General features: G+C 69.4%; 12 protein-coding genes and 1 pseudogene. 8 read left to right on the forward strand and 5 right to left on the reverse strand.

What is annotated here, in order from left to right; genetic code table 11:
- A partial coding sequence (locus FFK22_RS26735) for an ABC transporter substrate-binding protein (RefSeq protein ID WP_306770173.1) occupies positions 1–677 on the reverse strand: 677 nt, incomplete at its 3' end.
- A 313-nt stretch (positions 678–990) separates the two neighbouring features.
- Between FFK22_RS26735 and FFK22_RS26740 the strand changes: the two genes are divergently transcribed.
- The 4 genes from FFK22_RS26740 to FFK22_RS26755 are packed head-to-tail and all read left to right on the forward strand — an operon-like array spanning position 991 to position 4,420.
- A complete protein-coding gene (locus FFK22_RS26740; protein ID WP_143956876.1) occupies positions 991–1,539 on the forward strand; it encodes an OsmC family protein in 549 nt (182 codons plus the stop codon).
- Between the two features lie 23 nt (positions 1,540–1,562).
- Complete coding sequence (locus tag FFK22_RS26745) at positions 1,563–2,573, forward strand: ABC transporter substrate-binding protein (protein WP_221938874.1); 1,011 nt, start codon at positions 1,563–1,565, stop codon at positions 2,571–2,573.
- 36 nt (positions 2,574–2,609) lie between these two features.
- On the forward strand, positions 2,610–3,632 hold the full coding sequence (locus FFK22_RS26750; RefSeq protein WP_138890785.1) for an ABC transporter permease: 1,023 nt from the start codon (positions 2,610–2,612) through the stop codon (positions 3,630–3,632).
- A complete protein-coding gene (locus FFK22_RS26755) occupies positions 3,626–4,420 on the forward strand; it encodes an ABC transporter ATP-binding protein (protein WP_138890786.1) in 795 nt (264 codons plus the stop codon). Before FFK22_RS26750 ends, FFK22_RS26755 begins: the two co-directional genes overlap by 7 nt.
- Positions 4,421–4,438: 18 nt before the next feature.
- On the opposite strand, the gene FFK22_RS26760 is transcribed toward FFK22_RS26755, so the two are convergent.
- Positions 4,439–5,509: an LLM class flavin-dependent oxidoreductase gene (locus FFK22_RS26760; protein WP_221938875.1), complete on the reverse strand. Its 1,071-nt coding sequence runs from the start codon at positions 5,507–5,509 to the stop codon at positions 4,439–4,441.
- 457 nt (positions 5,510–5,966) lie between these two features.
- On the opposite strand from FFK22_RS26760, the pseudogene FFK22_RS43985 reads away from it, so the two are divergent.
- The 4 genes and pseudogenes from FFK22_RS43985 to FFK22_RS26775 form a co-directional block, all read left to right on the forward strand.
- A pseudogene (locus tag FFK22_RS43985) lies at positions 5,967–6,605 on the forward strand (amino acid ABC transporter permease); the annotation flags it as partial.
- Positions 6,606–6,770: 165 nt separating this feature from the next.
- Entirely contained in the window at positions 6,771–7,541 is a 771-nt protein-coding gene (locus FFK22_RS44545; protein ID WP_306770177.1) for an amino acid ABC transporter ATP-binding protein, read from the forward strand.
- Positions 7,542–7,637: 96 nt separating this feature from the next.
- Positions 7,638–8,588 carry an ABC transporter substrate-binding protein gene (locus FFK22_RS26770; RefSeq protein WP_138890789.1) on the forward strand — a complete coding sequence of 317 codons (951 nt, stop codon included), beginning with the start codon at positions 7,638–7,640 and terminating at the stop codon, positions 8,586–8,588.
- 69 nt (positions 8,589–8,657) lie between these two features.
- Positions 8,658–9,170, forward strand: coding sequence for a GNAT family N-acetyltransferase (locus FFK22_RS26775; RefSeq protein WP_138890790.1), 513 nt, complete (start codon positions 8,658–8,660; stop codon positions 9,168–9,170).
- Between the two features lie 186 nt (positions 9,171–9,356).
- Here the strand turns inward: FFK22_RS26775 and FFK22_RS26780 are convergent, their stop codons facing one another.
- From FFK22_RS26780 to FFK22_RS26790, 3 genes are read right to left on the reverse strand one after another with little or no spacing between them, the layout of a single operon-like run.
- The gene (locus FFK22_RS26780; protein ID WP_138890791.1) at positions 9,357–10,523 is read right to left on the reverse strand and encodes a M20 aminoacylase family protein; all 1,167 of its coding nucleotides are present in this window, start codon (positions 10,521–10,523) and stop codon (positions 9,357–9,359) included.
- Positions 10,523–11,863: an LLM class flavin-dependent oxidoreductase gene (locus FFK22_RS26785; RefSeq protein ID WP_138890792.1), complete on the reverse strand. Its 1,341-nt coding sequence runs from the start codon at positions 11,861–11,863 to the stop codon at positions 10,523–10,525. The genes FFK22_RS26780 and FFK22_RS26785 overlap by 1 nt, the downstream gene beginning before the upstream one ends.
- Positions 11,864–11,888: 25 nt before the next feature.
- Entirely contained in the window at positions 11,889–12,896 is a 1,008-nt protein-coding gene (locus FFK22_RS26790; RefSeq protein ID WP_138890793.1) for an LLM class flavin-dependent oxidoreductase, read from the reverse strand.
- Positions 12,897–13,037 lie beyond the last annotated feature (141 nt).

Genomic DNA, 13,037 nt, shown 5'->3' on the forward strand with positions numbered 1-13,037 from the left:
AGCTCCTTGCCCAGCGTCTCGCTCTCGACCGTGAAGGGACCGGAGCCGATGATCTTGGTGGCGTCGCCAAGCTCGTCGAACGGCCGCGCCAGGGTCGCCAGCGAGACCAGGCCGGACCCGATCACCGAGGTGCCCTGCAGGAAGCCGGGCGACGGCTTCCTGAAGAAGAAGCGCACGGTCTGCGGGTCGACCACCTCGCTGCGGTCGTAGTTGTTGATGACCTCGGACACCGGCAGCTTCAACGCCGGGTTGCCCTTGCCATAGGTGTCGTAGTTCTTCGCCACCGCCGCGGCGTCGAGCGGCGTGCCGTCGGAGAAGGTGACGCCCTTGCGGATCTTGAAGGTGTATTCCGTGGCGGCAGCGTTGACGGTCCAGGACTCGGCGATCCAGGGCTTGATCTCGAGGGTCTTGGGGTCCTGCCAGGTCAGCTTGTCGGTGATCTGGTTCAGGATCCCGCCATTCGGATAGAAGCCGCCGGCCGGGGGGTACAGGTTGGTGTGGGCCTGCTGCTCCAGATAGATCAGCGTGCCGCCGGTGACCGGCGCCTCGTCAGCCGCAAGGGAAGGGCTTGCGGCCAGGGCGCGACCGCCAGGGCCAGCGCGCGGCCCAGATGAGTGTTGATCGACAAGATTACCCCTTCCGCATATGCGTGATCGCCGTGATTTTCGATTTTCCAACGTACTTTCAGCACGCAGAAATCCCGTACAGCCGGGCTCTCCGACCGTCCCGCTTGTTCGGCATAATTCACCGTACACTGCGTCTTTTTTGTAAAAAATTACAAATTTTATATGATCAATAGGATCGGCAAGCGCCCCCGCGAGCCATAAACTCGAAAGATTCATGTTGTCTGAATCATAATTACCAATTCATACTGAGTTGAAAGTTAATTTTACACATTTGATCAGCACATATCTCGGAAGACGCTCTCCCGAGACGCTGACGCCCCGCCCTGACGCCGCCGAGAGGGCCCCTTGCCGTAAGGACCAGAGGATGACCACGCTCAACGAGTATCTCGGCCAGAAGCGCGAGGCGATCACCGCCCGCAAGGCCCATGTCGCCGCCGGCGAGTCCGGCCCCAGGACGCTGACGGCGCGGGTGCGGGCCGAGGGGCGCAGCGGCGTCCGCCGCATCCGCATCCGCGACTTCCAGGTGATCAGCGACAGCGAGGCGGATTTCGCCGGCTACGACCTGGGGCCGAGCTCGCCGGAGCTGCAGCTCGGCGTGCTCGGCAGTTGCCTGACCCACACCTTCCTGATCCAGGCGGCGGCGCTGGGCGTGCCGCTCGACTCGCTGGAGCTCGAGGTGACCGGCACGATCGACCCGCGCGCCGGCTCCCCCGGCTTCGAGGCGGTGCCGATCTATCCGCACGGCATTCGCTATGCGGTGTCGATCGCCTCCCCTGCCGCGCCTTCCGAGATCGAGGCGCTGCAGCAGGCGGTGGAGCGGAACTGCCCGATCCTGAACCTGCTGCGCCAGCCGCAGGCGATCGCCGGCGAGATCCGGCTGACCCAGGCCCCGACCGCCGTGGCGGCGGAATGACGTCGCGACGAGGAGGACATCCCATGGCACGAATAGACCTGTCCCGCCGCGACCTGTTGCGCGCCGGCGGCCTCGCCGCGGCCGCGGCGCCGGTGGCGGCGCTCGGCACCAAGGTGTGGGCGCAGGGCGCCCCGGCCCAGCCGGTGCCGGTCAAGCTGGCCTGGAACGCCACCGCGATCTGCCTGTCGCCGATCCCGGTCGCGGTGACCCAGGGCATCTTCCAGAAGCACAATCTGGACGTCGAGCTGATCAACTTCGCCGGCTCGACCGACCAGCTGCTGGAGGCGATCGCCACCGGCAAGGCCGATGCCGGCATCGGCATGGTGCATCGCTGGCTGAAGGCGCTGGAGCAGGGCTTCGACGTCAAGCTGACCGCCAGCTCACATGGCGGCTGCTCGCGCCTGGTCGGCTCCCAGGCCGCCGGGGTGACGACGCTGGAGAGCCTGCGCGGCAAGACCGTCGGGGTCAGCGACCTGGCCAGCCCGGGCAAGAACTTCTTCGCCATCTATCTGACCAAGCACGGCATCGACCCGGAGCAGGAGATCACCTGGCGGCAATACCCGGCCAACCTGCTGGGGCTGGCGGTGCAGAAGGGCGAGATCCAGGCGATCGCCGACGGCGACCCGAACCTCTTCCTGCTGCAGAAGACCCAGCCCGACCTGGTCGAGATCGCCACCAACCTGTCCGGCGAGTACCGCGAGAAGGTGTGCTGCGTGCTGGGCATCCGCGGCAGCCTGATCCAGGACGACAGGCCGACCGCGGCGGCGCTGAGCCGCGCCATCCTGGAGGCGTCGGACTGGGTGGTGCAGCACCCGGAGGCGACGGCCGAGATCTGCACCTCGATGTCGACCGCCAGCGCGGCCGACCTGACCGCGGTGCTGCGCACCCTGACCCATGGCCATCACCCGGCCGGGCTGGAGCTGCGCAACGAGATCAAGGCCTATGCCGAGGACCTCAAGCTGGTGAAGGTGCTGCGCTCCAGCACCGACCCCGCGCTGTTCGCCGAAACCGTCACCGAGGACGTGCTGTCATGACCGACGCCACCGAATTCGCCAAGGGGGTCGCCCCCGATGTCCTCGCTTGATCAAACCCTGGCCGGCGCGCCGCCGGCCGCCGCCGCGCGGCCGGCCCAGCCGGACCGCCTCTGGACCGTCGGGTTCGTCGCCGCCGCCGCCTGGCTGGCGTTGGCGGCGCTGACCTGGCAATGGCCGAACCGCAAGGTCGGCTTCGCCGACTGGACCTACACCGCCGAGTTCGCGATCGGCGTCGCCGTCCTCGCCGCCCTGCTGGCCGCCACGGCGATGCTGGGCCGGCGGCTGGGGCCGGTCTTCGCCTGGATCAGGCCCGCCGGACCCTGGCTGGTGGCGCTGCCGGTGCTGTTCGCGGTGTGGGAGGTGGTGACGGCCAAGCTGGCCCTCCTGCCCATCCCGTTCTTCGCCCCGCCGCAGGCGCTGATCGAGGTCTATGCCGATGACTGGCCACGGCTCGGCGACAGCCTGGTCAACTCGCTCTGGCTGCTCGCCAACGGCTATGTCCTCGGCGCCGTCTCCGGCTTCCTGACCGGCGTCGCGGTCGGCTGGTCGCGGGCGTTGGGCTACTGGGTGCATCCGGTGCTGCGGCTGCTGGGCCCGATCCCGTCGACGGCGCTGCTGCCGCTGGCCTTCTTCTTCTTCCCGTCCAGCTGGGCGGCGGCGGTGTTCCTGATCGCGCTGGCCACCTGGTTCCCGGTCACCGTGCTGACCTGGTCCGGCGTCGCCAGCGTCGACCGGGCCTATTACGACGTCGCCCGCACCCTCGGCGCGGGCGGGCGCTTCCTGGTGCTGCGCGTCGCCATCCCCGCCGCCCTGCCGCATGTCTTCGTCGGCCTGTTCATGGGCCTCGGCGCGTCCTTCTCGGTGCTGGTCGCGGCCGAGATGATGGGGGTGAAGTCGGGCCTGGGCTGGTACCTGCAATGGGCGCAGGGCTGGGCCTCCTACTCCAACATGTATGCGGCGCTGATCGTGATGGCGCTGGTGTTCTCCGGCTTGATCACGCTGCTGTTCCGGCTGCGCGACCGGCTCTTGGCCTGGCAGAAGGGGGTGGTGCGATGGTAGCCGCGGCGATCCGCGAGGCCGCAACCGGGACGGAGGGCGCCCGGATCGAGATCCACGACGTCAGCCACCAGTTCGAGCTGGAGGGCGCGGCCCTGCCGGTGCTGGACCGGATCAGCCTGACCATCGAGCCGGGCGAGCTCGTCGCCCTGCTCGGCCCCTCGGGCTGCGGCAAGTCCACTTTGCTGCGGCTGGTGGCAGGGCTGGAGCCGCCGACCTCCGGCGCGATCTTCGCTGATGGCGCCGAGATCCGCTCGACCTCGCCGTCGCGCGTCGTGGTGTTCCAGGACCCGACACTGTTTCCCTGGCGCACGGTCTGGGACAATGTCGCGCTCGGCCCGCAGGCCCAGGGCCTGCTGCGCAGCCGGCGTGGCCGAGTGGACGAGGCGCTGCGGCTGGTCGGGCTGGCGGGGTTCGACCGCGCCTGGCCGCGCCAGCTGTCCGGCGGCATGGCCCAGCGGGTGGCCCTGGCCCGCGCTTTGGTCAACGACCCCAGCCTGCTGATCCTGGACGAGCCGCTGGGCAAGCTCGATTCCCTGACCCGCCTGACCATGCAGGGCGAACTAGTCGATCTCTGGCGTCGCCGCGGCTTCAGCGCCCTCTTGGTCACCCATGACGTCGAGGAGGCGCTGATCCTGGCCAGCCGGGTGATCGTGCTGAGCGACCGCCCCGCACGGATCCTGGCCGAGATCGTCAACGACCGCCCCTATCCCCGGCACCGCGGCGACCCGCATCTGGCGGCGCTGCGGCACGAGGCGCTGCGGCTGCTCGGCCTCGACGCCGGCTGGTGAGATGATGGAGAGCGCGCGCTACTTCCCCTGCGCTCCCCAGCTCTCGGGCACGGGCTGCGGGGCCGGGTGGCGCTCCGGTGCCGCCGCCCTCCAGCCGAGCTGCGGCAGGATGTGGCGCACCGCGTCGCCCAGGATCTGCTCGTACTCGAACGGCCGGAACTCGTAGGGCAGCTCCAGCCTCAGCTCCGACACCTCCGCCAGGACGGGATCCCGGGCCAGGGCTTCGAGGATCTGGTCCGACGTCCCGACGAGATCCGGCGCGAACAGGGTCCGCCGCTCGCCCTGGGGCGCCAGCGTGCGCTCGCGCCGGCTGGCGGCGTATTCGGTGTAGCGGGCCCGGGTCCAGGCATCGGCGCCGTCGAAGGGCACGATCACCCGGCCCAGGGCGACGCGGGCCGGGCGCGACCCGCTATAAGCCTCGCGATAGGCGTCGAGCTGCCGCCGCTGCGCGGTGAAGAAATCGTCGGTGTCCTCGCCCGAGGTGACGTTGCCGATCAGCAGGTTGAGACCGGTGCGCCCGGCCCAGCCGGCGGAGCGCAGCGATCCGCCGCCGTACCAGAGCCGGTCGACCAGCCCCTCGGCGACGGGCTGCAGACGGGGCCGATGGCGGCCGGCGGCGTTGACCACGACCCGGTCCGGATCGCCGAGATAGCTGCCGCGGAGGTTGTCGGCCAGGCGCTCCACCCTTCCGTAGGACAGGTCGTAGCCGGTCCAGTCGCCGTCGAAGATCCGCGGGCCCAGCAGGTCGGCATGCGGCGGCACCCCGGCGCTGAGCCCGACATTCAGCCGGCCGCCCGACAGCACGTCGACGGTGGCGAGGTCTTCGGCCAACCGGTACGGACTTTCATAGCCGATCTGGATCACCGCGCTGCCGAGCTGGATGCGGCGGGTGCGCTGGCTGGCCGCGGCCAGGAACACGGCGGCCGAGGACACGCCGGGCTCGAGATGCCGTTGGCGGATCCAGGCGCTGTCGAAGCCCAGCCGCTCGCCGAAGGCGAACAGCCGGAGCGCCTTCTCCAGCCCGTCCAGCGGATCGGCCTCCGGGAAGCTGCCGGGGGTCAGGAACCCCGCATGGTCGATCGATGCCATGGTCCGATTCCTCATCGCTAGGCCGATAGCGCCGGCCCATATACAGACTCAGTTGACAGTATGAAATCATATATGCGCAATAGTGATGTTGAAACTACAAATTATGCAGTTTTTTACAGTTATTAAGATCGGCGGACCGATAGGCGGACCGATAGGCGGTCCGGCGGCGCCCACGCAGCGACAGCGGATTGCGATGACCAGCCAAGACATCGACCTGCAGGACCGCCCGCGCCTCCTGCCCCGCCTGGCGGACGCCGCGCCCGATTCCGTCCGCCGCCGCGACCAGCCGGAGGCGCGCGACTATTCCCGCCACCGGGTCGTCGGCGCCCGCCACCCCGGCCGCACCGCCGGCACCCTTGCGGCCGCGGCCGTCATCGTCGCGGTGCTGCACTCGATCCTGACCAACGAGCGCTGGGAATGGGGCGTCTTCGCCGAGTGGTTCTTCGCCGAGCCGGTGATGGACGGGCTGGGCCGCACCATCCTGCTGACGGCGGCCGGCTCCGCCCTCGGCTTCCTCTTGGGCACCGGGCTGGCCCTGGCGCGGGTGTCGAAGTCGCCGCTGCTGTCCGGCCTGGCCTGGGGCTACATCTGGCTGCTGCGGTCGATCCCGCTGATCGTGCTGCTGCTGATCCTGTTCAACCTGGGCTACCTGTACGAGTCGATCCGGCTGGGCATCCCCTTCACCGACATCGTCTTCGAATACCCGACGGTCTCGCTGCTGGGCCCCTATGCCGCGGCGATCCTGGGCTTGAGCCTGAACCAAGCCGCCTTCTCGGCCGAGATCATCCGCGGCGGCATCCTGTCGGTCGACCAGGGCCAGCTGGAGGCCGCGGCGGCGCTGGGCCTGCCGCGCCGCCGCCAGGCCTTCCGCATCGTCCTGCCGCAGGCGATGCGGGCGATCCTGCCGACCGCCTTCAACGAGCTGATCGGCCTGGCCAAGGGCACGTCGATGGTCTACGTGCTGGCGCTGCCGGAGCTGTTCTACACGGTGCAGGTGATCTACCGCCGCAACCTGGCGGTGATCCCGCTGCTGATGGTCGCGACCGTCTGGTACCTGATCATCATGATCGTGCTGTCGGTCATCCAGTTCTACATCGAGCGGCACTTCGCCCGCGGCGCGCTGCGCACCCTGCCGCCGACGCCGCTCCAGCGGCTGAAGGACTGGCGGGCCGGCCGCCGGCTCGAGCCGGTCGCGGCCGAACCGCCGACAGCGCAGATCGCCCCGCCGGTCGCCACGGCGCTGCGGGGGGCCTGGCAACCGCTGTCCAGCGCCAAAGGCGAGGTCCGGGTCCAGGGCGTGTCGAAGAGCTTCGGGTCGCTGAAGGTTCTGGACGAGGTCAGCCTGACCATCCCGTCCGGCGACGTCACCGTGATCCTCGGCCCCTCCGGCTCCGGCAAGTCGACGCTGCTGCGCAGCATCAACCATCTGGAGAAGGTCGATGCCGGCTTCATCACCGTCGACGGCGCGCTGCTGGGCTACCGCGAGCGCGGCGACATCCTGTACGAGCTGAAGGAAGCCGAGATCCTGAAGCGCCGCGTCGATGTCGGCATGGTGTTCCAGACCTTCAACCTGTTCCCGCATCTGACGGTGCTGGAGAACGTGATCGAGGCACCGGTCGCGCTGCGCCGCCGGTCGAAGGCCGAGGCGACGGAGGAGGCCCTGGCGCTGCTGGCCCGGGTCGGGCTCAGCGACAAGGCGCAGGCCTATCCGCGACAGCTCTCCGGCGGCCAGCAGCAGCGCGTCGCCATCGCCCGCGCTTTGGCGCTGAAGCCCAAAGTGCTGCTGTTCGACGAGCCGACCTCGGCCCTCGACCCCGAGCTGGTGGGCGAGGTGCTGGACGTGATCCGCGCCCTGGCCCGCTCCGGCACCACGCTGGTGATCGTCACCCATGAGATCGGCTTCGCCCGCGAGGTCGCCGACAGCGTCGTGTTCATGGATGGCGGCCGAATCCTGGAGCAGGGCCCGCCGTCCCAGGTCTTCACCGCGCCGAACCACCCCAGGACCGCCGAGTTCCTGGCCAAGGTGCTCTAGCCCCTTCCCGGCCCCGCCGCCGGGTTCCCCACGCCGTCGCTTCCCGCCGGCCATCCCACAGCCGGTTCCACCAGACCAGAGATCAGGAGCCCACCCATGTCCATCCGCCGGACCACGGCCGCCGCGGCCATCGGCATCGCCGCCCTTCTCACCGCCGCCCTCCTCACCGCAACGGGCGCCGACGCGCAGACCAAGGCCTTCGACCTCACCCCGGACCAGGCCGGCCGGGTGCATACGCAGAAGGTCGATGCCGCGGTCGCCGCCGTCTCGCCCGGCTTCAAATTCGTCAAGGACGGTGTGTTCACCGTCGGCGTCAGCGTCGGCGACCCGCCGCTGAACACCTATGCCGTCGACGCCAAGACCGTGGTCGGCACCGATGCCGACCTGGCCTCGCTGGTGGCGGAGGCGCTGGGGCGGAAGGTCGAGTTCGTGCCGGTGGCCTGGGCCGACTGGCCGCTGGGCCTGGTCTCGGGCCGGTTCGACGCCGTGATCAGCAATGTGACGGTGACCGAGGCGCGCAAGGAGCGGTTCGACTTTTCGACCTACCGCCAGGACGTGCTCGGCGCCTATGTCGCGCTGAACAGCCCGATCCAGTCGATCAAGGAGCCGAAGGACATCGCCGGGCTCAAGGTCATCGTCGGCGCCGGCACCAACCAGGAAAAGATCGTGGTCGAGTGGGACCGCCAGAACGTGGCCGCCGAGCTGAAGCCGGCCGAGTTCCTGTATTTCGACGACAACGGCGCGTCCCAACTGGCGCTCATCTCCGGCCGTGCGGATGTGGAGATCAACCCGAACTCCCGCCTGGCCTATGCCGCGGCCGTCAGCGGCAAGACCCGCCCGGTCGGCGTGATCAACGGCGGCTGGCCGCTGACGGCGGACATCGCGATCACGACGCGCAAGGGCGCCGGACTGGCCGACGCCCTGACCCTGGCGATCAACGCGCTGATCGCCAACGGCACGTACCGCGCGGCGCTGGAGCGCTGGAACCTGACCGCCGAGGCGATCGAGCAGTCGCGTACCAACCCGCCCGGCCTGCCCAAGATCTGAACCAGAACCTGCGGCCGCGCCCATCGGGGTCGCGGCCGCCCTTCCCCGCCCCGAACAGGCAACACCGCGATGACTGACCGATTCCTCTACACCACGCCGCTGGACCCGCTGGCGCAGCCGCTGATCCAGGCCCTGACCCATGAGTACGAGACGCGCTATGGCGACTATTGGGGCGCGGGGGATGGGGTCAAGGAAATGAATCGCTATCCGGCCGAGCTGTTCGCGCCACCGGACGGCGCCTTCCTGCTGCTGCTGCGCGACGGTGCCGCCATCGCCGGCGCCGCCTTCAAGCGCTATGACGAGCACACTGCGGAGATGAAGCGGGTCTGGACCCATGTCGACCTGCGCCGCCAGGGCCTGGCGCGCCGGGTGCTGGTGGAGCTGGAGGCCCAGGCGGTGCGGCAGGGCTACAGCCGGATCTACCTGACCACCGGCTTCCGCCAGCCGGAGGCCGCGACCCTCTATCTCCGCTCCGGCTACACCGCCTTGTTCGACACCGCGATCGACCCGGAGCTCCATGGCAAGCTGCCTTTCGAGAAGGACCTCGGCGTTGTGGCCCCGGCGGTGCGGAAGACGGCGTGATCGCGTGGCCTCTCTCGCTCGTGAGGCTCTTTCAGGACAGCGACCCATCCCTTTGTCGTCATTCCCGCGAAAGCGGGAATCTCTTTCCGGTCAAGGTGTTACGAGATCCCCGCTTCCGCGGGGATGACGGGTGGGGAATTCTGAAAGGGTCTCGCTCGTGGGAGAAGCCACCCGAATGGCCTGCCCCTACGCCGCCAGATACCGCTCCGCCAGCGCCACCCAGTAGCGGGCGGCGACGGACAGGATCTCGTCGTTGAAGTTGTAGTTCGGGCTGTGCAAAGCGGCGCTGTCGCCGTTGCCGAGAAAGAGATAGCTGCCCGGCCGCTCCTCCAGCATGTAGGCGAAATCCTCGCTGGCGGTGATCGGCGGGAACCCGGCCTCGATCCGGTCGGCGCCGAACTGCTCCGCCGCCACCTGGCGCGCAAAGTCGGTCTCCGCCGCGTGGTTCACCAGCACCGGATAGCCGTGTAGGTATTCGATCTCGGCCGTGGCGCCGTAGCTCTCGGCCTGGGCCTTCGCCAAAGCGGTGATGCGCGCCTCGATCCGCTCCCGCACCTCCGGATTGAAGGTGCGGACGGTCAGCCGCAGCTCGACCGCATCCGGGATCACGTTGGCCGCCTGGCCGCCATGGATGGTGCCGACAGTCACCACCGCGGCGTCGAGCGGGCTGACATTGCGCGACACCACGCTCTGCAGCGCCATCACCAGCGAGGCCGAGGCCACCACCGGGTCGACGGTCTGCTGCGGCACGGCGCCGTGGCCGCCCTTGCCGACCACGCGGATCGTCACCCGGTCAGCCGCGGCCATGGCCGGGCCGGCGATGAAGCCGAACTGCCCGCTCGGCACGCCGGGCCAATTGTGCAGCCCGTAGACGGCGTCGCAGGGGAAGCGGTCGAACAGCCCGTCGCGGATCATCCGGCGGGCGCCGGCGCCGCCCTCTTCCGCCGGCTGGAAGATCAGATGCAGCGTGCCGGAGAAACCGCACCGCTCGGCCAGGACGCGGGCGGCGGTCAGCAGGCTGGCGGTGTGCCCGTCATGGCCGCAGGCATGCATCACCCCGGCCGTGCCGCTGGCATAGGGCAGGTTGGTGGCCTCGACGATCGGCAGCGCGTCCATGTCGGCACGGATGCCGACGCGGCGCGAGCCTTCGCCCAGCGCCAGCGTGCCGACCACGCCGGTGCCGCCGAGGCCGCGATGGACCTCGTAGCCCCAGGCCGTCAGCGCCTCCGCCACCAGGTCGCCGGTGCGCCGTTCGCGATAGGCCAGCTCCGGGTGGCGGTGCAGATCGCGGCGCAGCGCCACCATCGCCTCGCGATGGGCCTCGACGCCCGCGGCGATGCCGTCATCCGCCATCAGCGGACGGCCCGGGCGGGCTCCCGCGCCGGCTCTCCGGCATGGCGGCTCTCGCGATAGGGCAGGCCGAGATGGTCGCGCAAAGTCGTGCCGCGCAGCACCGGGTCGAAATGGCCGCGCTCCTGCAGCACCGGCAGGATGTGGCGGATGAAGTCGTCCAACCCCTGGCCCAGCACCGGGAAGCCGAGGATGAAGCCGTCGGACGCCCCCTCCTCCACCCAGCGGACCAGTTCGTCGGCCACCGTTTCCGGCGTGCCGATCAGGGTCCGCCGCGTCGCCGTCTCGAGCGCCACCTCGCGCAGGGTCAGGTTGCGCTCCCTGGCGGTGCGCTTGATGCTGTCGGTGGTGGCGCGGAAGCTGTTCTTGCCGATGTCGCCGAGATCCGGGAACGGCCCGTCCAGCGGATACTGGCTGAAATCGTGATGGTCGAAGAAGCGGCCGAGATACAACAGCGCCTCGTCGATCGACAGCAAATCGCGGATGGCGCGGTACTTCTCCTCCGCCTCGGCCGCCGTGGCGCCGACGATCGGCCCGATGCCGGGGAAGATCTTGACGTCGTCGGGCCGGCGGCCATGGGCCACCGCGCTGTCCTTGACCTGCTTGTAAAAGACCTTGGCGTCCTCGATCGGCCCGCCATTGGTGAAGACGGCGTCGGCATGGCTGCCGGCCAGCCGGATGCCGTCATCCGAGGCGCCGGCCTGGAACAGCACCGGCTGGCCCTGGGCCGAGCGGCCGATGTTCAGCGGCCCTTCGACCGAGAAGAACCGTCCCTTGTGATCCAGCCGGCGCATCTTGCCGAAGTCGGCGAAGCGGCCGGTGGCGCGGTCGCGGATGAAGGCGTCGTCGTCCCAGCTGTCCCACAGGCCCTTCACGACCTCGAGATACTCCTGGGCGATCTCGTAGCGCAGCCCGTGCTCCGGATGCTCGCGGCTGTAGTTGCGGCCGGAGCCTTCGAGCGGCGAGGTCACGGCGTTCCAGCCGGCCCGGCCGCCGCTGATGGCGTCGATGGTGGCGAATTGCCGGGCGACGGTGAACGGGTCGCTGTAGGAGGTCGACAGCGTGCCGACCAGGCCGATCTTCGAGGTCACCGCGGCCAGCGCCGACAGGATCGAGATCGGCTCGAACCGGTTCAGGAAATGCGGGATCGACTTCTCGTTGACGTAGAGGCCGTCGGCGATGAAGGCGAAGGCGATGCCCGCGGCCTCGGCCTTGCGGGCGTTGTCGAGATAGAAGCCGAAATTGACGCTGGCGTCGGGCGGCACGCTGGGGTGCTTCCAGGCATTCATGTGGCCGCCGGGGCCCTGCAGCATGACGCCGAAGGTGATCTGACGCTTGCTCATCGGATGATGTCCTTGGATGCGGGGCTCAGGCCGCGACTGCGGTGAAATGCGCCTTGGCCAGCAATTCGATCGAGGTCTGGCGCTCGGCGCCGTCGGCGATCGGGGTGTCGATGACGAATTCGCGCACGCCGTGCTGCCGGTGCAGCCGCTCCAGCTCGGCCCGTACGCGCTCCGCCGTGCCGTGGATCACGCTCGGCGCCTTCTCCTCGATCCGGTACTCGCGGGCGCCGGCCTGGCGGACGAATTCCTCGGCCTGGGCGACGCTGCCGACGGTGACGCTCTGGCCGGTGTCGACATGCACCTTGAACATGCGCAGGCCCGCGGCCAGCCGCTCGGCCCGCGCCTCGGTCTCGGCCGCGATCACGGCGACGGCGAGCAGCGGCGCCTTGCCGCCGCCGACGGCGCGATAGGCGGCGAAGACGCGCTCCAGCAGCGCCGGGTCGCCGTTCAGGTGGCCGGCATGGACGAAGGCCCAGCCCTCGGCCGCCGCCAGCTGCGCGCTCTCGACGCTGGCGCCCAGCAGGAAGCGCTCGGCCTTGACCGCCGGCCGGGGCGTGGCGACGACGCCGGCCAACGGGTCGGCGTCGGCGATGGTGTCGTCGAGGAAAGCGTCCAGCTGCGCCAGCTGCTCGGCAAAGGAGGGCCTGCGCGCCGGGTCGATCGCGCTCTGCAGCGCCCGGGTCGACAGCGGCAGCCCGCCCGGCGCCTTGCCGATGCCGAGATCGACCCGCCCCGGCGCCAGCGCCGCCAGCAGGTTGAAGTTCTCGGCCACCTTGTACGGGCTGTAGTGCTGCAGCATGACGCCGCCGGACCCGACGCGGATGCGCGTGGTGTGGGCCAGCAGATAGGCGATCAGCACCTCGGGCGAGGGGCTGGCCAGCTTCGGCGTGTCGTGGTGCTCGGCCACCCAGAAGCGGTGAAAGCCCCAGTGCTCCGCCCGCCGCGCCAAAGCGACGGTGCGCGCCAGCGCCTCGGTGGCGCCCTCGCCCTCGGCGACCGGGCTCTTGTCGAGCAGGCTCAACAGATAACTCATGCCGATCATCCCCGGGATGACGTGCGGGCAGGTCCGTGACGGGCCGTCATGGACACGAAGATTCGTGTTGTTATCTCAATAAATACACACTCTACTGTCAATAGAATATAAATTACACAAAATTACACCGTCCAATCTAAT

It is taken from the genome of Mycobacterium sp. KBS0706 (assembly GCF_005938675.2).
GTDB lineage: Bacteria > Pseudomonadota > Alphaproteobacteria > DSM-16000 > Inquilinaceae > Inquilinus.

Bases quoted from the DNA above. Each gene is read 5' to 3' on its own strand.
- FFK22_RS26745 (WP_221938874.1), top strand. From the start codon at position 1,563: ATGGCACGAATAGACCTGTCCCGCCGCGACCTGTTGCGCGCCGGCGGC.
- FFK22_RS26775 (WP_138890790.1), top strand. From the start codon at position 8,658: ATGACTGACCGATTCCTCTACACCACGCCGCTGGACCCGCTGGCGCAG.
- FFK22_RS26785 (WP_138890792.1), bottom strand. From the start codon at position 11,863: ATGAGCAAGCGTCAGATCACCTTCGGCGTCATGCTGCAGGGCCCCGGC.
- FFK22_RS26740 (WP_143956876.1), top strand. From the start codon at position 991: ATGACCACGCTCAACGAGTATCTCGGCCAGAAGCGCGAGGCGATCACC.
- FFK22_RS26760 (WP_221938875.1), bottom strand. From the start codon at position 5,509: ATGGCATCGATCGACCATGCGGGGTTCCTGACCCCCGGCAGCTTCCCG.
- FFK22_RS26780 (WP_138890791.1), bottom strand. From the start codon at position 10,523: ATGGCGGATGACGGCATCGCCGCGGGCGTCGAGGCCCATCGCGAGGCG.
- FFK22_RS26770 (WP_138890789.1), top strand. From the start codon at position 7,638: ATGTCCATCCGCCGGACCACGGCCGCCGCGGCCATCGGCATCGCCGCC.
- FFK22_RS26755 (WP_138890786.1), top strand. From the start codon at position 3,626: ATGGTAGCCGCGGCGATCCGCGAGGCCGCAACCGGGACGGAGGGCGCC.
- FFK22_RS26790 (WP_138890793.1), bottom strand. From the start codon at position 12,896: ATGAGTTATCTGTTGAGCCTGCTCGACAAGAGCCCGGTCGCCGAGGGC.
- FFK22_RS26750 (WP_138890785.1), top strand. From the start codon at position 2,610: ATGTCCTCGCTTGATCAAACCCTGGCCGGCGCGCCGCCGGCCGCCGCC.